The sequence below is a fragment of the Stenotrophomonas maltophilia group sp. P373 genome, assembly GCF_053295075.1.
The window spans coordinates 534,392-560,528 of record NZ_CM129994.1 but is presented as its reverse complement, the minus strand read 5'-3'; the positions used below and the strand labels follow the sequence as shown (position 1 = coordinate 560,528).

Annotated in this window: 21 protein-coding genes and 1 riboswitch; of the genes, 11 read left to right on the top strand and 10 right to left on the bottom strand. The window is 67.8% G+C overall.

Features of this window, described 5'->3' with window-relative positions; genetic code table 11:
* Positions 1-49: 49 nt before the first annotated feature.
* Both ACSYHF_RS02580 and ACSYHF_RS02575 read right to left on the bottom strand, forming a co-directional pair.
* Positions 50-2,644 carry a M14 family zinc carboxypeptidase gene (locus ACSYHF_RS02580; protein WP_262222066.1) on the bottom strand — a complete coding sequence of 865 codons (2,595 nt, stop codon included), beginning with the start codon at positions 2,642-2,644 and terminating at the stop codon, positions 50-52.
* Positions 2,645-2,718: 74 nt separating this feature from the next.
* Positions 2,719-5,358, bottom strand: coding sequence for a TonB-dependent receptor plug domain-containing protein (locus ACSYHF_RS02575; protein WP_262222065.1), 2,640 nt, complete (start codon positions 5,356-5,358; stop codon positions 2,719-2,721).
* Between the two features lie 191 nt (positions 5,359-5,549).
* Here ACSYHF_RS02575 and queD point away from each other — a divergent pair, with 191 nt between their 5' ends.
* Together queD and ACSYHF_RS02565 are read left to right on the top strand one after the other, a co-directional pair.
* Positions 5,550-5,912 carry a 6-carboxytetrahydropterin synthase QueD gene (gene queD, locus ACSYHF_RS02570; RefSeq protein WP_005407953.1) on the top strand — a complete coding sequence of 121 codons (363 nt, stop codon included), beginning with the start codon at positions 5,550-5,552 and terminating at the stop codon, positions 5,910-5,912.
* Positions 5,913-6,028: 116 nt separating this feature from the next.
* A complete protein-coding gene (locus ACSYHF_RS02565; RefSeq protein WP_171957946.1) occupies positions 6,029-6,376 on the top strand; it encodes a phasin family protein in 348 nt (115 codons plus the stop codon).
* Between the two features lie 1,062 nt (positions 6,377-7,438).
* Here the strand turns inward: ACSYHF_RS02565 and asnB are convergent.
* Positions 7,439-9,340, bottom strand: coding sequence for an asparagine synthase (glutamine-hydrolyzing) (gene asnB / locus ACSYHF_RS02560; RefSeq protein WP_053498027.1), 1,902 nt, complete (start codon positions 9,338-9,340; stop codon positions 7,439-7,441).
* 350 nt (positions 9,341-9,690) lie between these two features.
* On the opposite strand from asnB, the gene ACSYHF_RS02555 reads away from it, so the two are divergent.
* Both ACSYHF_RS02555 and ACSYHF_RS02550 read left to right on the top strand, forming a co-directional pair.
* Complete coding sequence (locus ACSYHF_RS02555; RefSeq protein ID WP_005415149.1) at positions 9,691-10,380, top strand: winged helix-turn-helix domain-containing protein; 690 nt, start codon at positions 9,691-9,693, stop codon at positions 10,378-10,380.
* Positions 10,377-11,726 carry an ATP-binding protein gene (locus ACSYHF_RS02550; protein WP_111126936.1) on the top strand — a complete coding sequence of 450 codons (1,350 nt, stop codon included), beginning with the start codon at positions 10,377-10,379 and terminating at the stop codon, positions 11,724-11,726. The genes ACSYHF_RS02555 and ACSYHF_RS02550 overlap by 4 nt, the downstream gene beginning before the upstream one ends.
* Here ACSYHF_RS02550 and ACSYHF_RS02545 read toward each other — a convergent pair.
* Positions 11,723-13,192, bottom strand: coding sequence for a sensor histidine kinase (locus ACSYHF_RS02545; protein WP_111174790.1), 1,470 nt, complete (start codon positions 13,190-13,192; stop codon positions 11,723-11,725). The genes ACSYHF_RS02550 and ACSYHF_RS02545 overlap by 4 nt on opposite strands.
* Positions 13,189-13,908, bottom strand: a complete 720-nt coding sequence (locus tag ACSYHF_RS02540; RefSeq protein ID WP_005415146.1) for a response regulator transcription factor — start codon at positions 13,906-13,908, stop codon at positions 13,189-13,191. The genes ACSYHF_RS02545 and ACSYHF_RS02540 overlap by 4 nt, the downstream gene beginning before the upstream one ends.
* A gap of 145 nt (positions 13,909-14,053) precedes the next feature.
* On the opposite strand from ACSYHF_RS02540, the gene msrB reads away from it, so the two are divergent.
* The 4 genes from msrB (at position 14,054) to ACSYHF_RS02520 (ending at position 18,841) form a co-directional block, all read left to right on the top strand.
* Positions 14,054-14,626, top strand: a complete 573-nt coding sequence (gene msrB, locus ACSYHF_RS02535) for a peptide-methionine (R)-S-oxide reductase MsrB (RefSeq protein ID WP_005415145.1) — start codon at positions 14,054-14,056, stop codon at positions 14,624-14,626.
* A 2-nt stretch (positions 14,627-14,628) separates the two neighbouring features.
* Positions 14,629-16,398, top strand: coding sequence for a cytochrome c biogenesis protein DipZ (locus tag ACSYHF_RS02530; RefSeq protein WP_111129627.1), 1,770 nt, complete (start codon positions 14,629-14,631; stop codon positions 16,396-16,398).
* A 14-nt stretch (positions 16,399-16,412) separates the two neighbouring features.
* A complete protein-coding gene (gene msrA / locus ACSYHF_RS02525; protein ID WP_032953890.1) occupies positions 16,413-17,150 on the top strand; it encodes a peptide-methionine (S)-S-oxide reductase MsrA in 738 nt (245 codons plus the stop codon).
* A 242-nt stretch (positions 17,151-17,392) separates the two neighbouring features.
* Positions 17,393-18,841, top strand: coding sequence for an aminotransferase-like domain-containing protein (locus ACSYHF_RS02520; protein ID WP_111129500.1), 1,449 nt, complete (start codon positions 17,393-17,395; stop codon positions 18,839-18,841).
* Positions 18,842-18,905: 64 nt separating this feature from the next.
* Here the strand turns inward: ACSYHF_RS02520 and bioD are convergent, their stop codons facing one another.
* Positions 18,906-19,598: a dethiobiotin synthase gene (bioD, locus tag ACSYHF_RS02515; protein ID WP_095379311.1), complete on the bottom strand. Its 693-nt coding sequence runs from the start codon at positions 19,596-19,598 to the stop codon at positions 18,906-18,908.
* Positions 19,599-19,666: 68 nt separating this feature from the next.
* Between bioD and ACSYHF_RS02510 the strand changes: the two genes are divergently transcribed.
* Positions 19,667-20,149, top strand: coding sequence for a GAF domain-containing protein (locus tag ACSYHF_RS02510; RefSeq protein ID WP_004140850.1), 483 nt, complete (start codon positions 19,667-19,669; stop codon positions 20,147-20,149).
* A complete protein-coding gene (locus tag ACSYHF_RS02505) occupies positions 20,146-20,508 on the top strand; it encodes a TfoX/Sxy family protein (protein WP_005415140.1) in 363 nt (120 codons plus the stop codon). The genes ACSYHF_RS02510 and ACSYHF_RS02505 overlap by 4 nt, the downstream gene beginning before the upstream one ends.
* A 91-nt stretch (positions 20,509-20,599) precedes the next feature.
* On the opposite strand, the gene ACSYHF_RS02500 is transcribed toward ACSYHF_RS02505, so the two are convergent.
* On the bottom strand, positions 20,600-21,178 hold the full coding sequence (locus tag ACSYHF_RS02500; protein WP_005415139.1) for a histidine phosphatase family protein: 579 nt from the start codon (positions 21,176-21,178) through the stop codon (positions 20,600-20,602).
* Positions 21,179-21,321: 143 nt separating this feature from the next.
* Positions 21,322-21,544: riboswitch (cobalamin riboswitch) on the top strand.
* 116 nt (positions 21,545-21,660) lie between these two features.
* Here ACSYHF_RS02500 and btuB point away from each other — a divergent pair.
* Positions 21,661-23,502, top strand: coding sequence for a TonB-dependent vitamin B12 receptor (gene btuB / locus ACSYHF_RS02495; RefSeq protein ID WP_111129498.1), 1,842 nt, complete (start codon positions 21,661-21,663; stop codon positions 23,500-23,502).
* A 98-nt stretch (positions 23,503-23,600) separates the two neighbouring features.
* Here the strand turns inward: btuB and gph are convergent, their stop codons facing one another.
* From gph to ACSYHF_RS02480, 3 genes are all read right to left on the bottom strand, one after another.
* Positions 23,601-24,257, bottom strand: a complete 657-nt coding sequence (gene gph, locus ACSYHF_RS02490; RefSeq protein ID WP_447576062.1) for a phosphoglycolate phosphatase — start codon at positions 24,255-24,257, stop codon at positions 23,601-23,603.
* A 64-nt stretch (positions 24,258-24,321) separates the two neighbouring features.
* Entirely contained in the window at positions 24,322-25,113 is a 792-nt protein-coding gene (locus tag ACSYHF_RS02485; RefSeq protein WP_005415136.1) for a class I SAM-dependent methyltransferase, read from the bottom strand.
* A complete protein-coding gene (locus tag ACSYHF_RS02480) occupies positions 25,110-26,039 on the bottom strand; it encodes a LysR family transcriptional regulator (RefSeq protein ID WP_005415135.1) in 930 nt (309 codons plus the stop codon). Before ACSYHF_RS02480 ends, ACSYHF_RS02485 begins: the two co-directional genes overlap by 4 nt.
* Positions 26,040-26,137 lie beyond the last annotated feature (98 nt).

Genomic DNA, 26,137 nt, shown 5'->3' with positions numbered 1-26,137 from the left:
AAAGTATCGCTTCTTGGCGTCCGCTGACGGGGGGCCAGATCACAAAGCCTCAACCCCGCGCTTTACTCGGATTCACCAGATTCCCGAAGAAGATCGCGTTGATCAGCAGCCGATCCGTCCCGTGCCAGTACTTGCGGTGCGCCGGGTCATCGGCAAACAGCACCACGTTGCCCTGCCCCTGCGCCGACACCAGCAGCCACGCGCTGCCCGCCACCCGCGCACGGTTGCGCTCGGAAAGATAGCCATTCACCCGCGGCGGCGTGTCGATGCGTACCACCGTCGAGAATGGGTTCGCACTCGGCTGCAGCGTCACCGTGTTCTCCTTGTTGATCGCCAGTTGCCGGCGCGGCACGCCGAACGCCAGCGGATGACTGGTGTCCACATCGGCGCTGAGGATGTTGCCGCTGACCCGCTCGATCGCGGCGATGTCGCGCTGGTCGCCGAATGCACGGCGGCTCTCGTCGGCAGTCTCTTCGTCCTTGCCGAGCTTCTCGCCGTCGGCGAGCTTCTGTTCGATCGCCCACTTCGAGGCACTGCCATAGGTCACCAATGAACCACCGGCCTGCACCCAGCGCTTCAGTGCAGCCACCGCCGCGGCATCGACGCCGGTATAGGTGCCACCGGACAGCACGATCGTGGTGTAGCGGTCCAGGGACACTTTGCCCAGCTGCTGCGGGTCCAACTTGCTGGCAGGCAAGTGCAACTGCTGGTTGAGCAGGAACCAGGCCGAGCCGATCTCGGTGGCGGCCACGCCCTCCCCCATCACCAGCGCAACCTCGGGTTTGCGCAGCGCCTTGACGCCGTCACTGCCCAGATCGATGCCTCCGCGGCTGCGGCCAGTGGACAGCGCGTGCACCTGCACACCTGCCTCGCGCGCGGCCGATGTCACTGCCTCAAGCAGCGCCGCGCCCTGCAGCGTTTGCCCGGCAACCGGAATCACCAGGCTGCCGGCGGCGAAGCTGACGTCGCCCTGCGCGGTCGCGGTGGTGAACGGCTGGAATGCCGCACGTGCGCTCACGCCCTTGCCCTGCAGCGCGGCCAGCGCGCGCCCGGCGTTGTAGTCGCGCCAGTCGATGACATAGGCGAAGCCGGCCTGGCCACCCAAGACCGCGCCCTGCTCCTCCGGCAGCGCGGCCACGCGGGCGCCACCTTCGATACGACTGCGGCTGCCGGCGAAGGCCACACCGTAGGCCGGTGCGATCGCATAGCTGGTGCTGCCGTAGAACACATCCCCCTTGATCGGCGGTGTCTCGGCAAAGATCGAATGCACCAGGCGGAACTGCGCCTGCTGCACCGGCACCACGTAGGCGCTGCCGGCATCGAAGCGCTGCCCATCGACAGTAACTGCACGATCCAGCGCGCGCACCTCGATGCGATGCAACAGCAACAGCTCCAGCAGGCGACGGGTCAGTGCCGGGTCATGCGCGTCGCCGAACACGAAGCTCTTCACCGGCTGCTGCGCAGCCTGCTTCAACGCGCTCTGGAAGAACTGCTTCTGCAGGTCGAACAGGCCGTTGCGTTCGGTCACCGCGCCGCGCACCGTGCCCAGACCGGTGGCGACCTGGTTGCGGATGGTGAACGGGAAGGTCAGCAGGCCGTTCACCGATTCCTGCACGCGGCCACGCGAACTGGCCTGCTCGACGGTAACGCCGACGGCACCATGGAAGTCCGGGTAGGTGGAACCGTACACCGGCGAGAAGTTGTCGAAGTTCTCGCCGGTGTAGTACAGCGAACCCAAGGCATCCAGCGCCTGCGCGTGGTACTTGGCCAGGGTCTTGTTGAATTCATACGACGCCGCCGGAATCAGCGGGCTGTGCATGCTCTTCGGCGAGGGCTCGAAGTAGTAGGTGCTGTCCTTGCCCATTTCGTGGAAGTCGATCTGCACGTTCGGGTACCACTGGTGGAACACCTCCACCTTCGGCCGCGAGTCCTGCTGGGTGAGGGCAAGCCAGTCGCGGTTGAGATCGGTGAAGTAGTGGTTGGTGCGGCCCTGCGGGAACGGTTCGACGTGTTCCTTGTCGGCCGGGTCGGCCGAGGCCGGATCGGAGGCCCAGGCGTTGTGCCAGTTGGCCGCACGATCGCGGCCATCCGGGTTCTGTGCCGGATCGAACAGCACCACCGCGTGCTGCAGCCACTGCTGGGTTTCGGCACTGCGGTTGGCCACCAGGTAGTAAGCAGTCAGCATCGCCGCCTCGGCACTGGACGTCTCGTTGCCATGCACGCTGTAACCCAGCCACACCACCACCGGGCTGTCACCGGCCGCGCTGCGCGGTTGCGCCGGATCGGCCAGGGTCGCGTGCTGTTGGCGCAGCTGTTCCAGCCGCGCGTGATTGCCGGCGGCGGTGACGGTGGCGATCAGCAGCGGGCGGCCCTCGTAGCTTCGTCCGATCTCGCGCACGCTGATCTTGTCCGAGCGTCTGGCCAGCTCCTGGAAATACGCCACCAGTTGGTCGTGCCGGGTGTAGCGGCTACCGATCGGGTAGCCGAGGAACTGCTCCGGCGTCGGCACCGCTGCATCGAAGGCTGCCGCATCCGTGGCCTGCGGGAAGAAATAGGCACTCTGTGCCTGCGCCGGCTGCGGGCAGGACAGTACAGTGGCGGCGGCAAGCAGCAACGGAAGAACGGCACGGCGATGCAAGGACACGGTGACTCCCCAGGAACACAACGGCAGACAGTTGCGCGGCCGGTCCCTTCAGGTGGCCGGCCGCGGCGGATGGATCAGAAGCGGTAATCGAAGCCCAGCGTGAAGTAGCGGCCGCGCAGGTCGTACTGGCTGAAGTCGTATGGCGCGCGGATGCCCGGGAACGAGGCGTCGTACGGCGGCGTCTTGTCGGCCAGGTTCTGCACCTTGGCATACAGCGTCAGCTTGTCGATGCCGGTGTAGGCCAGGTACAGGTCGTACTGGCTGTAGCTGCCGACGCGCTGCTGCACGGCCTTGGCGGCGGTGCTGGCTTCCTGGCGGTAGCTGCTGGTGTAGTACCAGGTCACGGCTGCGTTGAAATCTCCGTACTTCCAGTCCAGCGTGGTGGTGGCCTTGTCCTTGGGCAGGGTCGCGCCCAGGTTGCTGCCGGCGTAGTCGACCAGCGGGCCACCGACCACGGTCGGGCGACGGTAGTCGCGCACGTGGGTGTAAGCCGAGGACACGGTGAAGTCACCCAGCGCCGCGGTCGGGATGCGCTGGCGCAGTTCGACGTCGATGCCCGAGGTCTTCAGCTCGCTCAGGTTCTGGTAGCGGTTGTAGACCGCCTGCAGCTTGCCGCGCTCATCGCGCTGCACCGCGCCAGCCACGTTGTCGTTGACCAGGGTCTGGGTGTTGTTGGTGCCGACCAGGTTGTCCAGCTGGATGCGGTAGTAGTCCACGCTCAGGTTGGTGTTGGCCCACGGTGACAGCACCACACCGAAGTTCACGCTCCTGGTGCGCTCGGGCTTCAGTTCGTTGTTGCCGACGGTGAAGAAGGTCGGGTTCTGCCGCGAACCCGGCACGTCCGGATCACGCGGATCGACCACGCTGCCATAGGCGATGCTGGTGCTGTTGGAGTTTTCCGACAGCGACGGCGCACGGAAGCCCTTCGACGCCGACGCACGCACCAGCAGGAAATCCAGCGGCTGCCAGCGCAGGCCGATCTTCGGCGAGAACGCATCGCCGAAATCATCATAGTGATCGGCACGCGCGGCGGCGGACAGTTCCAGGGTCGAGGCCAGCGGCACGTTCACTTCGGCGTAGGCGGCACTGACCTGGCGCTGGCCGTGCACTTCGGCAATGGCCGGGCGCACCTGCAGGCCGGCATCGATCTGCCACGGGTTGTTGGAATCGAGCTTCTCGCGGCGCCACTCGGCACCGGCGGCGAAGCCGATCTCGCCGGCCCAGGTGTGGCCCAGACTGCCGGAGATCTTCGCGTCGACGCCCTGCAGCTTGGACTCGGCCGGACGCAGCGTGGCGATGTTGATCGAATCACGCACCGACTGCGGCGTGGCTGCCGGGTCAAGCAGGTTGTAGCTGCCCGTGGACAGTGCGTTGGCCAGCGCCCAGCGGTTGGCGAAGCCGCCGGACACGCTCTCGCGCTCGCTGCTGCGCGCACCGAATGCGGCCACTTCCCAATCCCAGTTGGCGGTGGTGCCACGCAGGCCGAACACGCCGCGATAGGCGGTGGAGCGGTTGGTCTTGATCGTGCCGCCGAGGTCGAAGAAGGTGTACTCGATCGGGATCGCACGCCCGTACGGGTTGTACGGATTGCTGGCCGGCAGCAGCGACGACACCGGCTCGGCCAGGCCGCTGTCCGCGTTCAGTGCGAAGCGGCCGCTCTCCAGGGTGAAGAAGGGGCTGCTGCCAAACCAGGCAGCGCTCTTGATCTGGCTGTACAGCACTTCGCCGAAGGCTTCGACATTGTCGTTCAGGCGGAAGGTGCCGTTGGCATAGGCCTGGTAACGCTTGGTCGAAGGGATCAGCGTGGTGAACGGTGCCTGGTTGAAGCCGCAGGTATCACCGGACAGGCCATCGATCGGCGCGCTGGCAACGCGGGTGGTGCCGGCCGGGCAGTTGCCGTTGGCATCGAGCATCGGCACCGACACGCCGTTGACCAGGTAGCGTGCGCCCTTGGCCGACCAGCCGTTCCAGCGGCCACCGGGCTTGTCGGTGTAGATGCCACTGCGGGTCAGGTTGCGCTCGTCCTGGTCCAGGCGCTCGCGGTTGTAACCCTGCAGGCTGAAGAGGATGTTGTAGCCATCGGTGTCCAGATCACCGAGGCCGCCGACGAACTTCAGGTTCTGCTCGTGCAGGCCGCCCTGGTCGGCACCGCCGAAGCTGCCGCCGATCTCGGCGCCTTCGAAGTTCTGCCGGGTGATGATGTTGACCACGCCGGCCACGGCGTCGGAGCCGTACACCGCCGAGGCGCCGTCCTTGAGCACTTCGATGCGCTCGACTGCGACCAGCGGCAGCGCGTTGAGATCAACGAACGTATCGGACAGGCCGCCGGCCGGGAAGCCGTAGTTGGCCAGACGGCGGCCGTTGAGCAGCACCAGCGTGTTCTTCTGCGACAGGCCGCGCAGGCCGATGCCGGCCGAGCCGGAGGCCCAGCCGTTGTTGGTGGTTTCGTTGGCGGCGTTGCCGGTGTTGGCCGAGATCGAACGCAGCACGTCGGCCACGGTGGCCTTGCCGGTCTGTTCCAGCTGCTGGCGACCGATCACCTGCACCGGGTTGGAGGCCTCGGTATCGGTGCGCTTGATGTTGGAACCGGTGACACGCACGGCGGCGAGGGTATTGGCGTCACCAACGGCGTCGGCGGAGGTTTCGGCGGCGGCGGACAAAGGCGCGGCCAGAGCGACGGCCAGGGCCGCCACGAGCAGGGTGTGCTTGGGCATGACGATGTGGGGAGGTGGTAAGGACGACGAAGTTCCGCAGTAGTCCATGCCTGGCCGGCGCCCGGCCAATAACATCTCTTCATACGGATATAAGAGAAACTATCATCTCTTCATCCGGATGGAAAGAGTCACTTCACGAAAGCCCGGCGTCCGCTCAGGCTGCCGGGCCGCCTGCGGCGTACAATTGCGCCATGGAAATCTTCAAAGTCTTCATGCTCGAGGCGGCGCACCGCCTTCCCAACGTGCCGCCGGGGCACAAGTGCGCGCGCCTGCACGGCCACTCGTTCCGGGTGGAACTGAAGGTCGAGGGCGAGCCCGGCGCGCAGACTGGCTGGATCATGGACTTCGGCGACGTGAAGGCGGCTTTCCAGCCGATCTATGACCGCCTGGACCATCACTACCTCAACGACATCCCCGGCCTGGAGAACCCGACCAGCGAGAATCTGGCGGTGTGGATCTGGAACGAACTCAAGCCCAGCCTGCCGGCGCTGAGCGAGATCACCGTGCACGAAACCTGCACCTCCGGCTGCCGCTACCGCGGTCCGACGGCTTGATCAACCCATTGATCTGAAAGGTGTTTCAAAGGCGCCCTAGGCGCCTTTGTTATTTTTGTTGCATTGCCACATCAAGAGCGTATGCTGCACTGCATCAAGCCACTCCCTGATGCCCCATGGCCGCCGCCTTCAGCGATCGCTTCAGTGATGCCACCCGCCAGCTCGCCGCCGCAGCCACGCGTGCGAACCGGCTGGCGTTGGAGAACGCGGAGAGCATGTTCGGCGTGCAGTTGAAGGTGATGGAGCGCAACCTGACCGCGACCGGCGGCTGGCTGGGTGAACTGGCCCGCAGCGACGACACGGCCGGGATGCTCAACAAGGGTGCACAGCTGTGGCAGGACAACCTGCAGCGGCTGGGCCAGGCCCAGCAGGATGTGGTCGGTCTCGGCCTGCAGGCCAGCAAGGCGTGGTCCGAACTGGTGCAGGGCTGCAACGAATCAACGGCGGACGCGAGCAACCACTGACGCGACGCAACGCTCATTGCATGGGTCCCTCCCCCCATGCAATCCGGACCCGGCAGATCCCTCCCTCTGCCGGGTCTTTTTTTGCCTGGTGTTCGGATTCCGAAGTGCGTCTTCGTCCGATGTCTCTGCGAGCTGAGGGGCCCCGCCGGGACAGGCAGGGGCCTGGGCAAATGTCCCCCGGCGCCGGCCGTTGGCCGTCACCTCCTCCTTTACTTTGCCCAGACCCCTGCCCGCCCCGACGAGGCTCGGCGTGCGGTGGGTAGAGCGCAGTGCTCGCGGCAACCTTTCAATGACGCGCCGGAGGACATTCGTACGCGAGGGCCTCCGCCCTGCTCCACGCAGAATGAGCCCGCCACAAGCGTGTCTTCGTCTCGATTCCCCGCGAACTGATGGGCCCCGCCGGGGCAGGCAGGGGTCTGGGCAAATGTCCCCCGGCGTCGGCCGTTGGCCGTCACCTCCTCCTTTACTTTGCCCAGACCCCTGCCCGCCCCGACGAGGCTCGGCTTGCGGCGGCCAAGGCATCGAGCAGGCTGTCTCCAATAAAGCGCCGATAGATTTCGAACGCAGGGCGGAGGCCCTTGCGTACGAAGTAAAGGGGGAGGTGACGGCCAACGGCCGGCGCCGGAGGACATTCGTACGCAAGGGTCTCCGCCCTGCGCCACGCAGAATGAACCCACCGCACGCGTGCCTTCGTTTCGATTCGCCGCGAATTGTGCCTTCGTTTCGATTCGCCGCGAATTGAAGGGCCCCGCCGGGGCAGGCAGGGGTCTGGGCAAATGTCCCCCGGCGTCGGCCGTTGGCCGTCACCTCCTCCTTTACTTTGCCCAGACCCCTGCCCGTCCCGACGAGGTTCGGCTTACGGCGGCCAAAGCACCGAGCAGGCTGCCTTCAATAAAGCGCCGATAGATTTCGAACGCAGGGCGGAGACCCTTGCGTACGAAGTAAAGGGGGAGGTGACGGCCAACGGCCGGCGCCGGAGGACATTCGTACGCAAGGGCCTCCGCCCTGCGCCGCGCAGAACGAATCCGCCACGCGCCACGCAGAACACACCGCGAAGGAACCTCAGCGCCCGCGACCACCGTGCCAGTGCTGGTGCCACGCCTGGAACATCAGCACGTTCCACAGGTGCGTGTGCCACTTGCGCTCGCCGCGCAGGAACGCTTCCCAGATGCCGCGCACGCGTGCCGGATCGAAACAGCCCTGATTGCGAAGCAGCTGCGGGTCCAGCAGCGCCTCCGCCCAATCGCGCAACGGACCGGCCAGCCAGCGCGCCATCGGCGGGCCAAAGCCGCGCTTGGGACGGTACACCAGCGGCTCGGGCAGGTAGCGTGCCAACAGGTGCTTCAGGATCAGTTTGTGTTCGCCGTCGTGGTACTTCAGGTGCTGCGGCAGGCGCCAGGCCAGTCGCACCACCTCCATGTCCAGCAGTGGCGCACGGGTTTCAACGCCCGCCGCCATGCCCGCGCGGTCGACCTTGGCCAGGATGCCCTCGGCCAGATCCATGCGGAAATCCAGCAGCTGGATGCGCGCTTCGGCCGGCAGCGCCGAGTCCTGCTGCTGGAAGATCGTCACCGGTTCACGCGCGCCCAGCACCACCTGCGCCGGCTGCCGCCAGCGGGTCACCCGCTGCAGGTAGTGGCCTTCCACATCGTTGGCAGCAACTTCGGCCACCAAGGCACGCCATCCACCGAGACGACCACGCTCGGCGTTCATGCGGTTGCCGCTGCGCCGCGCCAGGTCGCGTACCCAGTCCGGCAAGCCACCGCACAGGCGCGCATTGCGCAGCGCGCGGCCATAGCTGGGGTGGCCGAAGAACAGTTCATCGCCACCGTCACCGGTCAGCGCCACCGGCTTGCGTGCCCCCAGCAGTTCACTGGCCAGCAGCGTCGGCAGCTGCGAGGCGTCGGCGAACGGTTCGCACCAGACCTGCGGCAGGCGCTGCAGCAGATCCAGGCCCTGGCGCGCGTCCATGCGGTGCAGGTGGTGCTGCACACCCAGATGGCGCGCGACCTGCGACGCCCAGTCGCTCTCGTCATGTCCCGGATCGTCGAAGCCGACCGTCCATGCTTCGATCGGCAGCGTGGATTGGGCCTGCATCATCGCCGTCACCAGCGAGGAGTCGGTGCCTCCGGACAGGAACGCGCCACAGGCCAGCGGCGAGTGCATGCGTGAAGCGATGGCTTTCTGAAGTACCGCCTCAAGCTGGTCGGTGGCCTGTTCCAGGCTCGGCGCCGGTTGCAGCGGCTCCTGCAGTGCACGCTGCATTGCTTCGCGTGCGCACCAGTAACGCGCGCCCCCCTGCTCGGCCTGGCTGGAGCAACCCGCGGCATGGTCGCTGAGATCGATGCGCAGCATCGCGCCCGCCACCAGCTTGTGGATGCCGCGGTAGATGGTGTGCGGCGCCGGCACATAGTCGTGACGCAGCAGAAGGCTCAGCGCATCCTGGTCGATGCTCGGTGCGAACCCGGCGAAGGCCTGCAGCGCCTTCAACTCCGAGGCGAACAGGAACTGGCCCTGGTACCAGCCGTAGTACAGCGGCCTCTCGCCCACCGGATCACGGGCCAGCCACAGCACGCGCGACTCGCGGTCCCAGACGCTGAAACCGAAGGCGCCCTCGATACGCGACAGCGCCCGCTGCACGCCCCATTCGACGATCGCCTGCAGCAGCAGCCGTGCATCGCTGCAGCTGCGTGGCAGATCGCGCAACTGCGCCTGCAGGTCAGCGCGGTTGTACAGGCGGCCGTCCAGGCACAGCACGTAGCGACCGCAGTCCGAGCTCAGCGGCTGCAACGGCGTATCGGTCGGCGCCCGGCAGTGGCCCAGCGCGAGGCCGGCCTCGGCGTCGGTCCAGTAGCCGATGCGGCCACGCCCGCGCTGCTGCAGCGCCCGCAGCATCGGCGCCAGCTGCTGCAGCAACTGCTCGTCCTCGGCGGGCGGCAACCAGGCCCCGACCACGCCGCTCATCGGGAGCCTCCGCACTGGCGGCGGCGGGACGGGTTCAGCAGGCAGAGGGCGGCGGGCGACATGGGGGACGGCACGCGGAGCGGAGGAGACTCCATGCTCGGCGCCGGGCCGCGCGGCGTCAGTCGCTTTGCTGTCAGCGATCGTCACCCGTCGTATCACAAAGGTAACGTTTTGTAACAGCCTCGGGCTATGCTGAACGCCAAGTTGTTGCCGGGACTGAGACCCGGCCCGTGCGCCAGCAACCCCGGCTGAATGGCGCCCGCCCCCGGGACCCGGGCGGCACGATGGCTGGGATAGCATCGCCGCGCTCGTGCCGTGGCGGTACGTTTGCGCCTACGGAGGCCTTGGAAATGCTGGATATCGTACTGGTCGAAGACGATGCCCGCCTGGGAACGATGGTCAGCGACTACCTGCAACGGCATGGCTACCAGGTGGCCCACGAGCGCAGCGGCGAGCGCGCAGTGGCCCGCATCCTGGCCGAGAAACCAGCCCTGGTGCTGCTCGATGTCGGCCTGCCCGACCAGGATGGTTTCGAAGTGTGTCGGCAGATCCGGCCCCTCTATGACGGCATCATCTGCGTGCTGACCGCCCGCACCGACAACATCGACCAGGTTCTGGGGCTGGAGCTGGGGGCCGACGACTACATCGGCAAACCGATCGAACCGCGGGTGCTGCTGGCGCGGCTGCGCGCCCACCTGCGCCGCCACCGCCGGGTCGAACCGCGTGACGGCAGCCTGCGCTTCGGCGAGCTGAGCATCGACCCGTCCACCCGCAACGTGCACCTGCAGGGCAGCCTGCTGGAGCTGACCACCGCCGAGTTCGACCTGCTGTTCCTGCTGGCCAGCAATGCCGGCCAGATCCTGGACCGCGACGCGCTGCTGCGCGGCCTGCGTGGCATCGCCTTCGACGGCCTGGACCGTTCGATCGATGCCCGCATCTCGCGCCTGCGCCGCAAACTGGGCGACAACCCCGAGCAGCCGGAACGGATCAAGACCGTCCGTGGCCGCGGCTACCTGTTCAGCCGCTCGGCATGGGGATGAAGCGCACGCCCTCGGCGATGCGCGGCCACGCCTTCCACTTCCTGCGCTACGGCATCGGCTTCCTGGTTGCCCACCTGTTGCTGATCGTGCTTGGCCTGTGGGCCTGGGATGCCCTGCTGGAGGACCGCACCGAAGCCGGGCTGCAGGCCGAAATGCGCGGCACCCATGCCCTGCTGCAGCACCGCTTCGCCGAAACCCCGCGCGACCAGTGGCCCGTGCTGGCACGCGAACTCGACGCCGATTTCGCCTACGCGCTGCGCATGGTGCCGCTGGCTGAGGCAGTGAAGGCGTTGCCGGCCAGCCAACGTCCGCCGTTCAACAACGGCCGCGTGCAGATCGACCTGGAGCACATGCGCAGCCTGCAGCGCATCGGTGACAGCGACTACGCGGTGATGCTGGGGCCGCTGGATGAAGCGCTGCCGGACGAGGGCTGGCAGGACAGCGAAGTGTCCGGCGTGGCGATCCTGCTGCTGATCCTGATGGTGGCGGTGGCATTGCCGATGTACGTGATGGTCTATCGGTTGTGGCGCGACGTCTCGCAGCTGGCGCAGGCGGCCAGGCAGATGCGCGATGGCCAGTTGGACACGCGTGCGCCGCGTGCGGGCACCGCGCTGGTGCGGCCACTGGCCAATGCCTTCAACCACATGGCCGAGCAGCTGCAGCAGCTGCTGGAAAGCCAGCGTGTGCTGGCGCAGGCGGTGGCGCACGAAGTGCGCACGCCATTGGCGCGGATGCGTTTCGGCCTGGCCGACCTGGAGGACACCGCGCTCGATGATGGGCAGCGCGATGCACTGGGCGGATTGCGCACCGATGTGGATCGGCTGCAGCACCTGACCGATGCAGGCGTCGAGTACGCCGCACTGGGCCGCTGCCATCAGCTGACCCGCCAGCGCCTGCAGCTGGCGGCGCTGGTGCGCGGCGTGGTCGCCCAGTTCGCGCCGCTGCCGATGCCGGTGCAGCAGGCGCTGTCGCCGGTGGGCCTGGTCAACGTCAACCGGCATATGCTGGAGCTGGCACTGCGCAACCTGCTCGGCAATGCACTGCGCTACGCGCGCCGGCAGATCCGTATTGCCAGCAGCGTCACTGACGGCTGGCTATGCCTGCAGGTGGAGGACGACGGCCCCGGCATTGCACCCGAACTGCGCGGCCAGGTACTGCAGCCCTACGTCCGGCTGGACCCGGGCAGTCCCGGCTTCGGCCTCGGCCTGGCACTGGTGCAGGTGGTGGCCGACAAGCATGGCGGCCACGTCGAAGTGACCGATTCGGCGCTGGGCGGTGCCTGCATCCGCCTGCACCTGCCGCTGGAAAACGGCGGCGGCATCGTCGAATGCGAAGCGGCCTGCTAGGCCGCCGGTTCCGCACGCGGCAAGGCAAACACGAACAGCGCGCCACGCTCGCTGTTGCGCAGTTCGATGCGGCGGCCGTGCAGCTGCACGATGCGCTGCACGATCAACAGCCCCAATCCGCCGTTCTCGCCGCGCCGCGCGCCCAGCGCGGCCGGTGCCTGGAACAGCTGGGTGCGCAGCGCCGGCGCCACCCCTGGGCCGTCATCAGCCACGCTGACCTCCACGCTGTCGGGAGTCGCGCAAAGGCGCACCTCGATCTGTCCACCGTCGGGTGCATGGCGCAGCGCGTTGTCGAGCAGGTTGGTCAACACCCGTTCGACCAGGCCCAGGTCGGCGCGCACCAGCGGCAGGCCGGGGGGGAACGCTGCGTGCAGCTGCTGGCCGCGCGCCTGTGCCGCCAGTTCGAACTTCTGCAGCACGTCCTGCAGCAGCTCCGGCAGCGCGAACACCTCCCACTCCAACCGCACTTCGCCATGCTCCAGCCGCGCCAGCTCGAACAGCGCGCGCGCCAGCCGGCCGACCTTGGCGCTCTGCGCCAGCGCGATACCGAGATAGCGGCGGCGCTCGTCCGCTGACAGCGTGGCGTCCTTCAATGCCAGCGTTTCCAGGTAGCCATGCAGCGACGACAGCGGCGTGCGCAGGTCGTGCGAGATATTGGCAACCAGTTCGCGGCGCTGCAGGTCCTGATGGCGCAGCTGCTGCCACTGCTCGCCCAGCCGCTGCGCCATCTGCGCGTGCGCATGTTCGAGGATCACCAGCTCGTCGCGCTCACCGGGGCGCAGCGGCTCCGGCGGTGGCAACGGCGTGGGTGCGTCGATGTCGAAGGCCTGGATGCGTCGGGTCAGCCGCCGCAGCGGACGGGTCACCCAGTAGAACGCCACCAGCCCGGCCAGCAGGCCGAGGCCACCGACCAGCACCACCGACCACAGCGTGGTGTTCCACTGGCTGCCGGCGGCAAGATCGTCGGCCAGCATCTGCCGGTGCTCGCCGACCAGCACCACGTACACGTAGCCCGCCGGCCGGCCCTGCACGATCAGAGGTGCCGCGCTGAACACCTTGCGGCCATTCGCGCTGCGCGGGTCATCGCCGAGGATCGGCAACGGCGCACCGGCCAGCAAGCGGCGCAGCGGCGCCACGTCCACCCGGTTTCGCACCAGGTGCCCACTGGGTGCATCGTGGCCGAGGATGCGGCCCTGGTCATCCAGCAGGTAGACCTCGACGCTGGGATTGACCGCCATCAACTGGCCGAACAACGCCCGCACCGCCGCATCACGCATGCCGCTGGTATCCATCAGCTCGCTGCGCTGGGCGATGTGCTCGGCCAGACCCAGCGACAACCGCTGTACCACCTCCTGCTCGTGGCGGGTATTGGCACGCATCTGCAGTGCCAGCAGCGCCATGCAGCACGTCAGCATCAGCGCAGCGGTCACCACTGCCAGCTTCTGCCACAGGTTCGGCTTGATCATGCCGCTGCTCCGGCCGGGTCGACCAGCTTGTAGCCACGGCCCCACACCGTCAGCAGCCGCCGCGGATTGGCCGGATCGGGCTCGATCTTGCTGCGCAGGCGGTTGATATGGGTGTTGACCGTATGCTCGTAGCCATCGTGCTGGTAGCCCCAGACCTGGTTGAGCAGTTCCATGCGCGCGAACACCTGGTCCGGGTGACGGGCGAAGAACAACAGCAGGTCGAACTCGCGCGGGGTCAGCTCCAATGGATTGCCATCCACCGAGGCGGTACGCGCGACCGGGTCCAGCTGCAGTCCCCCCAGCTCGATCGCGCCGGCATCGATGCGTGCGCTCTGCGCCATCGCCTCGGCGCGGCGCAGCAGCGCGCGCACGCGTGCCACCAGTTCCGGCATCGAGAAGGGTTTTGCCAGGTAATCGTCCGCGCCCAGTTCCAGGCCGACGATGCGCTGGGTTTCGCTGCCGCGCGCACTGATGATGATGATCGGCACATACCGCGCCATCGCGCGTGCGCGCTGGCACACCTGCAGGCCGTCCACGCCGGGCAGCATCACGTCCAGCACCAGCGCATCCCAGGGACCTTCCTGCTCGAGCAGGCGCAGGCCGGCATCGCCGCTGGCAGCATGGGCGACATCGTAGCCCTCATCGCCCAGGTGCATGCGCAGCAGGTCGGCGATGTGGGCATCGTCTTCAACGATCAGCACGCGTTTGGTCGACATCGTCAGCTCAAGGCCAGTGGGGAGGCGGGTTGCATTGTGGCGCGGGACGGCCGCCGATACCTCACGAAAAATTGAATCCTGCGTGAGGATTCGTTGACCCGGGCGGGCGCAGCATGGCCCCGTCACCCCCTTCCCGGAGTCCGCCATGTCCTTGTCCCGCCGCCATCTGCTGGGCCTCGGAGGTGTTGCCACCGCCGCCGGCCTGCTCGGCCTGGGGGCCTGCAGCCGCGCCGCCCCAGCCGCCGCCGAAGCGCGCCCGTCGCGACAGTTCGAGGTCATGCACAGCGATGCCGACTGGCGCCAGCGCCTGACCCCGGCGCAGTACGCGGTGCTGCGCCAGCAGGCCACCGAACGGCCGTGGAGCAGCCCGCTCAACAAGGAACACCGCCAGGGCACCTTCGCGTGTGCCGGCTGTGCGCTGCCGCTGTTTTCCTCCTCCACCAAGTTCGAGAGCGGCACCGGCTGGCCCAGCTTCTGGGCGCCGCTGCACAACGCCATCGGCGAAGACCGCGACGTTACCTTCGGGATGCTGCGGGTGGAGGTGCACTGCCGTCGCTGTGGCGGCCACCTCGGCCATGTGTTCAACGATGGCCCACGCCCGACCGGGCTGCGCTACTGCATGAACGGTGCAGCGATGGTGTTCGTTCCCGGCGCCACGGATGGCACTGCCGACGGCTGGCGGGTGCCGGTCGGTTCTTCCCCTGTTTCCGGAGCCTGACGATGCTGCTGTTGCTGCTTGCCTATCTGGGGGGCGCGCTGACCCTGCTCAGTCCCTGCATCCTGCCGGTGCTTCCGTTCGTGTTCGCGCGTGCCGATCGTCCGTTCCTGCGCAGCACGCTGCCATTGCTGCTGGGCATGGCGCTCACCTTCACCGTGGTTGCCAGCCTGGCCGCAGTGGGCAGCCAATGGGTGGCACAGGCCAACCAGGTCGGGCGCTGGATCGCCCTGCTGCTGATGGCACTGTTCGCGGTCGCCCTGCTGTGGCCACGACTGGCCGACCATTTGCTGGCGCCGTTCCAGCGCGTGGGTGCCCGTCTGAGCGCGCGCGCCGATGCCGCGGATGCCGCTGGGCGCGGCGGCGCGTGGACCTCGCTGCTGATCGGCATCGCCACCGGCCTGCTGTGGGCGCCATGCGCCGGTCCGATCCTCGGCCTGGTGCTGACCGGTGCCGCCCTGCATGGTGCCAGCGTGGGTACCAGTGCACTGCTGCTGGCGTATGCGCTGGGCGCGATCACCGCGCTGGCATTGGCGGTGTGGGTGGGCGGCCGGGTGTTCCGTGCGCTGCAGGCGCGGCTTGGACTCGGCGATGCACTGCGCAAGGTGCTGGGCGTGGCCGCCCTGCTGGCGGTGGTAGCGATCGGCCTGGGCTGGGATACCGGCCTGCTGACCCGTCTTTCCACGCTCAGCACCGCGCGTATCGAGCAGGGCCTGCTGGACGCGGTACCCGGCGCGCAGCCGGCGGTACCACCGATGATGATGATGGCCGGTGCCGACGCCGCTGGCGATGCACCGCTGCCGGTCGAAGGCACCCTGCCCACGCTGGACGGGGCCACCGGCTGGCTCAACAGCCCACCGCTGACGGTCCAGCAGCTGCGCGGCAAGGTGGTACTGGTCGATTTCTGGACCTACTCCTGCATCAACTGCCTGCGTGCGATGCCGTTCGTTCACGAATGGGAGCGCCGCTACCGCGACCACGGCCTGGTGGTGATCGGCGTGCACACGCCGGAGTTCGCCTTCGAGCGTGACCCGCGCAACGTGATGAAGGCGGTGCAGCAGCTGAAGGTCGAGTACCCGGTGGCGCTCGACAACCAGTACACGATCTGGCGCGCGTTCAACAACCGCTACTGGCCGGCGCAGTACTTCGTTGATGCGCAGGGCAACATCCGCGGCCACCAGTTCGGCGAAGGCAGCTACGCGCGTTCGGAACAGATGATCCGTCGCCTGCTGACCGAAGCCGGGCAGGCCAACCTGCCGCCGCCTGCCGATCCTGCGGCCGCCGACCTGAAAGGCGTGGCCGTGCAGGCCGACATGGGCAACCTGCGCTCGCCGGAAACGTATCTGGGCCACGCCCGCGCCGAACAGTTCGCCTCGCCCGGCGGGCAGCGCAGTGATGCCGCGTCCGACTACTCCTTGCCGACGACCCTGGCGCTGAACCAGTGGGGACTGTCGGGGCGCTGGACCGTCACCGATGAAGCCGCACAGCTGCAGCAGGCCGGTGGCCGCATTGCCTTCCAGTTCCATGCGCGCGACCTGCACCTGGTGCTGGCGCCCAGCCGCGACGGCAGGCCGGTGCGCTTCCGCGTCTGGCTGGATGGCAAGGCGCTGCCCGCCGCCGATGCCGGTAGTGATGTCGGCGCCGATGGCAGTGGCGTGGTCGACGAGCATCGCCTGTACCAGCTGGTACGCCAGCGCGGCACGGTCGGTCCGCATCGCTTCGAGATCGAATTCCTCGATGCGGGCGTGCAGGCCTATGCCTTCACCTTCGGTTGAACCGGGAGCACATGATGAAACTCTCCTTTGAACAGGGCATCGCCGCCGGTGTGGCCGGCCTGGTGGCCATGGCATTGATTGCCGGGGTGCTGCTGGTCGATCACGGTGCGGCTGCGGCGCCGGTCGAAGCCAGCGCGCAGATCCAGGCACTACCGGCCCCCACCGGCGATGCGGCGTTCCGCGATGACGCCACCCACGCCAGCGTGGTGTTTGCCGGCGGTTGCTTCTGGGGCGTGCAGGGCGTGTTCCAGCACGTCAAGGGCGTGAGCAATGCGGTGTCCGGCTATATCGGTGGCAGTGCAGCCAATGCGCGCTATGAGCGCGTCAGCGGTGGACAGAGCGGCCATGCCGAAGCTGTAAAGATTGACTACGACCCGCGCCAGGTCAGCTATGGACAGCTGATGCAGGTGTTCTTCTCGGTCGCGCACGACCCGACCCAGCTCAACCGCCAGGGTCCGGACCACGGCAGCCAGTATCGCTCGGCGATCTTCAGTGATGACGCCCGCCAGCAGGCGGCCAGCCGTGCCTACATCGCCCAGCTCGGCCAGGCCGGCAGCTACCGCGCACCGATCGTCACCCAGCTGGTCAGCGGCCAGCGCTTCTATCCGGCCGAGAGCTACCACCAGAACTACATGACCAACTACCCGCAGGCCGCCTACATCCGCTACTACGACGCACCGAAGCTGGCGGCCCTGGCCAGGCAGTTCCCGGCGCTGTACCGGCGCGAGGCGGTGCTGGTGCCGATGCGCTGACGGCATTTGCCCTGGGGCTGATCGGTGCTCGGCGCTGCGCTTCTGTAGAGCCGAGCCCTCGCTCGGCTGCTGTTGGCGGAAAAGCAGCCGAGCGTGGGCTCGGCTCTACACACAAAAAAAGACGCACGGCGGTCCCGCCGTGCGCTTGGAATGCGCCGGCCACGCCCCGATCAGGCCCGGCCGACGACGACATGCTAGGCTCGCCATCATCATGGGTACAGAACCAGATGGCGGGATGTTCGATGGATACAGATGACCAGGCCACGATGATCCCTCCACGCTACCAGCGGCTCTCCGACGAACTGGCCGAGGCCATCCACGGCGGTCGCCTTCCGGTCGGCAGCCGCCTGCCCTCGCTGCGGCAGATGGCGTCGCAGCGCAGGCTCAGCCTCAACACGGTGATCGCCGCCTATCGCCAGCTGGAAGATGCCGGCCTGGTCATTCCGCGGCCCAAGGCCGGCTTCGAGGTGGCGCCGCGGCTGTCGGTGCCGGAACGATCATTGCGCGATGCGCCCTCGGCACCCACCGCACCGCTGCAGCAGGTGCTGATGGCGCGCGTGCTGGAAGCGCAGCGCCGGCCGGGTGTGGTCGACCTGGCCTTCGCCGGCCCGCGTGGTCGCCAGTTCTACCCCGGCGCGCAGTTGGCCAAGCACACCGCGCAGGTACTGCGCCATGGCCAACAGACGGTGGAGACCTACGCGCGCCCGAATGGTTCACCGCGGCTGCTGGCGCAGATCGTGCGCCGCAGTCCGCGCATGGGCCTGCACACCCACGCCGAGCGACTCCTGCTGACCCATGGTGCGATGGAAGCCCTGCAGCTGGCATTGCGCGCGGTCACCCAGCCCGGTGATGCGGTGGGCATCGAGGCGCCGTCCTACTTCAACCTGTATCCGTTGCTGGCCAACCTCGGCCTGCAGGCCATCGAGTTGCCCACCCACCCGCAGCACGGACTGGATGTGGATGCACTGGATGCGCTGCTGGAGCACACGCCGCTGGCCGCACTGGTGGTGATGCCGACCGTGCACAACCCACTCGGCTGCACCATGCCGACCGCCGCCAAACAACGCTTGGCCGAGCTGGTCAACGCACGGCAGCTGCCCCTGATCGAGGATGCGGTGTACGCCGAGCTGCAGTTCTGCGAGCCGCCGGCACCCTTGCTGAAAGCCTTCGATCGCGATGGCTGGGTGATGGTGGTCGGTGGCTTCTCAAAGACACTGGCGCCGGATTACCGCATCGGCTGGCTGGATGGCGGTCGCTTCGCAGAGCGCATCGCGCTGCTGAAGTTCCAGTCCACCGGCGGCGAGCCGCAGCTGCTCGGCGATGCGGTGGCCGCGTATCTGGAAGCAGGCAGCTACGAGCACCATCTGCATCGCATGCGCCGCCTGTACCGCGAACAGGTGGGACGGCTGCGCCAGCTGGTAGCCGAGCATTTCCCGGCAGGCACCCGCGCCACCGAACCACAGGGCGGATTCCTGCTGTGGCTGGAACTGCCGGGCGTGGACACGCGCGAGCTGTTCGAGCGAGCGTTGCAGGAGGACATCGTGTTCATGCCCGGCCAGGTCTATTCGCGTGGTGCGCGCTATCGCCACTGCCTGCGGCTGTCGTGCTGCCAGAGCCTGGATGCGCGCTTCATCGGTGCGATGGAACGGCTGGGTGCGATCGCGCGGGAGCTGGCAGCTGCAGCACGGTAGTGCCGGCCGCTGGCCGGCAACTGCACGGACGTAATTCATCGAGGTTGCCGGCCAGCGGCCGGCACTACCCCAGGTCGTCGAGCAGGTGCGCCGCCAGCACTTCACCACTGGCATTCGGCAGATGCGGCAGCCGTCCCCAGCACGGCATCGGCAGGCGCTGCTGCAGCGTGGCGATGTTCTCGTCCTGGCGCTGCATCGCCGGGTCGATGTGGTTGCCGATCCAGCCCAGGCAGTCCACGCCGCTGGCCTGCAGTGATTGCGCAGTCAACCGCGCGTGATTGACGCAGCCCAGCCGCATGCCCACCACCAGCAGCACCGGCAGCTGCAGCGCACGCACCAGGTCGAGCTGGTCCAGCGTGGCCGAGACCGGCGCCAGCCAACCGCCCACGCCCTCCACCACGACGATATCGGCCTTCGCGCGCAGGCGTTCGAACGCGGCCACGATCGGCGCCAGCTCCACCTGCACGCCGTCCTCGGCAGCGGCCAGCTCCGGTGCCAGTGGCTGCCGCAGCGCATAGGGATTCAGGTCGGCATAGTCAGGCACCGGCCAGCTGGCCGCCTGCAGCGCCAGCGCGTCCTCGTTGCGCAGGCCCTGCCCCAGGTCCTCGCTGCCGCTGGCCACCGGCTTCATGCCCACCGCGCGCAGGCCACGCTGGCGCAGTGCATGCAGCAGCGCGGTGCTGGCCGCGGTCTTGCCGATTTCGGTGTCGGTGCCGGTAACGAACAGGGCGGGCGGCAGCGTAGCGGGCAACGGCATCGATGGGCTCCAACAGGGCAACAGTGTGTGCATTATCGCCGGCCCGGTGCACTTGCTAGACTGCAGGCATGTTCGCCAATGCCTCGCTCACCGGCAGCAAGCCGGAACAATACGCCCAGCTGCTGGAACAGGCCCGTGGCCTGGTCTACGCCGAGTCCGACCGCATCGCCAACGCGGCCAACCTCTCCGCACTGGTCTATCACGCCCTGCCCGACCTGAACTGGGTGGGCTTCTACCTGTATGACGGCAAGGAACTGGTGGTCGGCCCGTTCCAGGGCCTGCCGGCCTGCGTGCGCATCCCGCTGGACAAGGGTGTGTGCGGTGCCGCCGCCAGCCAGCGCGTAACCCAGCGCGTGGACGACGTCGATGCCTTCCCCGGCCACATCGCCTGCGATTCGGCCTCGCGTTCGGAGCTGGTGGTGCCGCTGCTGCGCGGCGATGAACTGATCGGCGTGTTCGATATCGACAGCCCGAAGGTCGGCCGCTTCGACGCCGACGATCAGGCCGGCCTGGAAGCCATCGCCCGCGTGTTCGTCGAGGCACTGGGATGAGCGCACCGAAGCTGCGCAACATCGGCCCGAAGAGTGCAGCGTGGCTGCGCCAGGTCGGGCTGCGCAGCCGCGAGGACCTGGTTGCGATCGGCGCAGTTGGCGCCTTCGTCAAGGTCAAGCGGGCCGGCTTCAAGCCCAGCCTGAACCTGCTGTACTCGCTGGAAGGCGCATTGCTGGACTGCCACTGGCAGGAGCTGAGCGAGCCGCAGCGTGAAGCGCTGGTGCAGGACTACGAAGCGCGCATCGCCGCGCATCCGCTGAAGGCGGCCGGCCCGGCGTCGGGCCCGGTGCATGAGCAGCGCTTCGATGCCGACGATGAGGCCGAGGACAACGTGGCCGAGCGCGCGGACGAGGATTGACTGCACCGGTAGTGCCGGCCGCTGGCCGGCAACTGCGTGATCCTTGCAACGTTCCTGAGGCTGCCGGCCAGCGGCCGGCACTACCGATGGACTACGGCTGCTGCAGTTCCAGCAGCTCGCCCACCAGCCCGACCTCGCCCCGCTCCAGCCACACCCGCAGGCGCGTGCCGTGGTCGATGCGCAGGGCCCAGCACAGCGACATCGGCAGGCCGCAGACCTGCGACAACACCATGCGCAGCGGGCCACCATGGCTGACCACCAGCGTCGGCACCGGATCATCATCATCGAGCAGGCGATCCAGCGCGCGCGCGATACGCCGCTCGAAATGCCCCCAGCTCTCGCCGTTCGGCGGCGGGAACGCATGCGGATCGGCGTGGAAGGCGGCCAGCGCATCTTCCGGCAGGTCGAACAGCGACTGCCCGTCCCAATCGCCGAAATCCAGTTCTTCCCATTCCTCGTCCGCTTCGACGTCCAGCCCGCGTGGGGTGGCCAGCGCCATCGCCGTGTGCAGGGCGCGCAACCGCGGTGAACTGATCACCCGCTCCCAGCGTTGCTCGGCATAGGCCTCGACCAGCTCCTGCGGCAGGCCGGCCAGCTGCGGTGGATCGCTGCGGCCATCAAGGAACTCATCGCGACCGTTGCCGGCATGGCGGACGAGGTCGAGGATCATGCGTGCGTCCCGGACGGGCGACGCAGGTACAACGGAGAACGGGCAGACATCGGTAACGGCACCACGGGATCGAGCAACCATTCTAAAGGCACAGCAAAGGCAGCCGCGCAGGCGCGACGCAACGGGACGGCCTGCGATGCCGTAGACTGCGCGCACTTCCAGGTGACCTGCGGCCGTGGCCGGCAGGTTGAAACGGGAAGCCGGTGACGCGTGATTCCACGCCAGGCCGGCGCTGCCCCCGCAACGGTAAGCACGTCAGTTCCAGGCAACACCGCCACTGTGCCGCAGGCATGGGAAGGCGCCTGGACGGTGGCCTCGCGCCACCCGGCGGCAAGCCCGGAGACCGGCCCGGAAGCCTCAGGTCGCGATGCGGTGGGCATGGCGCTGGATGACCGTGGCGTGCGCTGCGGCATCGGCGCGTGCCTGCCTTCGCGGCTCCTCCCCTTCGCCACGCGGGCGTGCGTGGCACCTGGAGTCCCCCCATGAAGCTGCAGTCCCGAATGCTGTCCCTGGCCGTACTGGCCGCCCTGCCCGCGCTGGCACAGGCCGCCGATGACACCACCGCGCTCGACCAGATCCTGGTCACCGCCACGCGCACCCCGATCGCCCTGCAGGACAGCATCGCGCCGGCTCAGGTGATCGACCGCGCGCAGATCGAATCCAGCCAGGCCACCTCGCTGCAGGAACTGCTGCGCGGCCGCGCCGGCATCAACCTGACCAATGCCGGCGGGCTCGGCAAGCAGAGCTCGCTGTTCCTGCGCGGCACCAACTCGGGCCACACCGTGGTGCTGGTCGACGGCGTGCGCATCAACAGTGCCGACCTCGGCCTGGCGATGTACCAGGACCTGCCGCTGGCGCAGATCGAGCGCGTGGAAATCGTGCGTGGCCCGCAGTCGAGCCTGTACGGCGCCGATGCCATTGGCGGCGTGATCCAGATCTTCACCCGCCGCAACCAGGGTGATTTCGCCCCGCACTTCCAGCTCGGTGGCGGCAGCAACGGCCTGCGCGAAGCCAGCGGCGGGATCGGCGGCGGGACCGAACGCGGCTGGTTCGGCGCCGACATCGCCTACCAGCATTCCGATGGCATCGATACCTGCCGCGGCTCGGCAACGCTGTTCACCGGCTGCTTTGCCGACGAACATGACCGCGATGGCTACCGCAACCTGTCCAAGAGCCTGCGCGGTGGCTACACCTTCAACGACCAATGGAACGTAGAAGGCAGTGCATTGCGTGCCGACGGAAAGAACCATTACGACGGCTACTACAACTATTCGGAAACCCGCCAGCAGGTGCTGGCCGGCAAGGTGCGCTACACCCCGTCCGAACGCCTGGCGTTCACCGCCAATGTCGGGCGCAGTGACAACGAGTCGGACAACTTTGGTGACTTCGGTGCCCGTGGCAGCGCTCAGACCCACCGCGACAGTGCCTCGCTGCAGGGTGACTTCGCCTTGGCCGAAGGCCAGCTGCTGAGCACCGGCGTGGACTGGAGCGAAGACAACCTGGATGGCAGCAGTGCCGGATATCGGGTCGACAGCCGCCGCAACACCGGCGTGTTCGTGCAGTACCAGGGACGCTTCGGCCGCCACCAGCTGCAGGCCAGCGCGCGCAACGACGACAACCAGCAGTTCGGCAACCACGCCACCGGCAGCCTCGGCTGGGCGATGGAGCTCGGCCACGGCCTGCGTGTCAATGCCAGTTACGGCACTGCGTTCAAGGCGCCGACCTTCAGCGACCTGTACGACCCGTGGAGCGGTGTGCCGACGTTGAACCCGGAGAAGTCCAAGAGCACCAACCTGGGCGTTTCGCAGCAGGGACAGGGCTGGCACTGGGGCCTGGACGTCTATGAAACCCGCATCGATGATCTGATCACCTACGATGCGGCGACCTTCAGGATGCAGCAGGTGGAGAAGGCGCGCATCCGCGGTGCCGAACTGACCGGTGGCGTGCTGCTGGCCGGCTTCGACATCAACGCCCAGCTGAGCTACACCGACCCACGCAACCGCACCGGCGGCAGCACCCAGTTCGACAACTGGCTGCCGCGTCGTGCACAGCAGACCGCGCGCCTGGACCTCGATCGACGTTTCGGGGCCTTCCGCGCAGGCCTGACGGTTCAGGGAGCGGGCAAGCGCTATGACGATGCCGCCAACGCGGTGAAGGTGGCGGGTTACGGCACGCTGGATCTGCGCGCCGAGTACGCGCTGACGCCGTCGTGGTCGCTGCTGGCGCGTGCCGCCAACGTGTTCGACCGACGATACGAGACCGTGGCGTGGTTCAACCAGCCCGGTCGTGAGTACCAGGTGAGCGTGCGTTACCAGCCGAAATGATCGCGACGGTCATGGTAGTGCCGGCCGCTGGCCGGCAACATCATGACCTTCGGCAACGCATTCCGGGTTGCCGGCCGGCGGCCGGCACTACCCCTGCGTCAGCCCTGCAACCCCGGCAGTTCACGCAGGTCATCGATCACCGCCACCGCATGCGCGGTGGCCAGGTCCAGACCGCGCGGGTAGCCGTAGCGGACCAGCGCGATCGGCATGCCCGCATCTTCGGCGGCGCGGTAGTCGGTCAGCGAATCACCCACCATCAGGCAGGCATCGACCGGCAGCCCGAAGTGCGCAGCGATATGCCGCAGCGGCTCACCGCTGGGCTTGCGCTGCGGCAGTGAATCGCCGCCCAGTACCAGCGCGAACGCATCACCGATGCCCAGGTGCTGCAGCAGCGGCGGCACCAGTGCTTCGGGCTTGTTGGTGCAGATCGCCAGTGGCACGGCGCGCGCGCGCAGCTGCGCCAGTGCGTCGGCCACGCCATCGAACAGGCGCGGGCTGCGCAGCAGGCATTCACGGTAGTGCACCATGAACACCGGCATGACCTCGGCCAGGTCGACCTCACGACCGGCGGCGTGCACGGCCTGTTCGACCAGGCGGCGCACACCGTCGCCGATCCAGCCGAGCACGGTGGCTTCCGGCACCCGTGCCATGCCGATGGCTTCCAGCGTGCGGTTCAGCGCTTCGGCGATGTCAGATGCGCTGTCGACCAGCGTGCCATCGAGATCGAATACGACCAGCGGATAGGGATACGACAAGGGACGACGCCTGTACAACGTGGGGCCGTCCATTGTACGCCGCGCTTTTCCCCCGGGATCCGCCTCAGCCGATCCTGCGTGCGCGGGTGGCCAGAAAGGTGGGCAGGTAACGGTCGATCAGGAAGCGTGGCTTCGGCTGCCAGTCTTCCATGAACCGATCAATCACGAAGCCTGCATCCAGCTGCCCGCCGATCAGTTCGGTCAGGCTGTGGCCAAAGGTCAGCGCATCACCGCGCGCGAGTTTCGCCTCACGCTCTGCGGCGGGCAGGTCTTCCAGGTCCGAATAGGGAATGGCGTACTGCGGCCGGATCAAACCCTGTGCATCCAGCTGCGGATCACGTGCACCGACGAACAGCACCGGGTTGTAGAAGCTGGCCATCAACATGCCATCGCGCGCCAGCACGCGGCGGCATTCGGTCCACACCGGGCGCACGTCGGGTACGTACAGGTTGGAGATCGGATGGAACACCACGTCGAAGCTGTCATTGGCGAATACGTGCAGGTCGCGCATGTCGCCCTGCACCGTGCGCAGCTGCAGGCCGTCGCGCGCAGCGACCCTGCGGTCCTGTTCCAGCTGCCCGTCGGACAGGTCGAACACGGTGACGTCGGCGCCCGCAGCGGCCAGCACGGGTGCCTGCTGGCCGCCGCCCGAAGCCAGGCACAGGATGCGACGGCCGCGCACGTCGCCCAGCCAGTCCAGTGGCAGCGCGCGTGGGGTCAGGTGCACCTGCCAGCGGCCTTCGCGCGCGGCGGCAATGGTTGAACTCTCCACCGGGCGCGACCATTCGCGCACTTCGCTGGCCTGGCGGTCCCAGGCAGCACGGTTGTGGTCGATCAAGGCCTGTCCATGGTTCATGTGTTCTCCTTGCCCGGTGGGCGCCAATCCAGATCCTGGAAGGCCGGGCTGGCGAAACACTCGGCCAGGTAATCCAGGAATCGCCGCATGATAGCGGGCTGCTGGCGCCGTGACGCGTACACGGCATGAATGCCGAGCTCGTCCAGACTGAATCCGGGCAGCAGTTCGATCAGCTCGCCGCTGCGCAGCAGTGGCGCCACCTGGTAGGTCGGCAGCATGGCGATCCCGGCACCGGCGCGTACCGCCTCCAGCAGCAGCGAGGCCTCGTTGGCGCTGATGTTGCCGCCCACCGCCACCGACAGCGAACGGCCATCGCGGTGCAGCTGCCACAGGCTCTTGCCGACGTAGTGGTGGGTCAGGCAGTTGTGCGCGGCCAGGTGCTCCGGCGCGGTCGGCGTGCCACGCGCCTGCAGGTACGACGGCGTCGCGCACAGTACCGAGCGGCAGGTGGCCAGCCGCCGCGCGATCAGGCTGGGGTCGATCTGGCGCGCGATGCGCACGGCCAGGTCCACGCGCTCCTCGACCAGGTTCACCGTACGGTCGACCAGCAGCAGCTCGATGCGCGCCGCTGGATGGCGCGCGACGAAACCGGCCACCGCCCGTGCCAGGTGGCTCTGCCCGAACGACACGCTGGCGGTCACCCGCAGCGTGCCGTGCGGCTCGGGATCATCACTGGCCAGCTCGCCCTGCAGTTCTTCGCCGATCGCCAGCATCTGCCGGAAGCGCGCCAGCGCCGCCTCACCCGGGCCGGTCAGGCTGACCCGGCGTGTGGTCCGGTGCAGCAGGCGTGCGCCCAGCCAGCCCTCGACCTCGGCCAGGTAGCGGCTGACCATCGCCCGCGACATGTCCAGCACTTCCGCGGCGGCGGTGAGGCTGCCGCGCTCGGCCACCTCGACAAACACGGTCATGGCGGTCAATCGGTCCATATGCTCGATCCACGCAACAAACAAGCGCGTTATACGCTGTTTTTCGAGCGACTGCAGCAGCCTAGAGTGGCCCCATTCCCAGCCCACATCGCCCCACG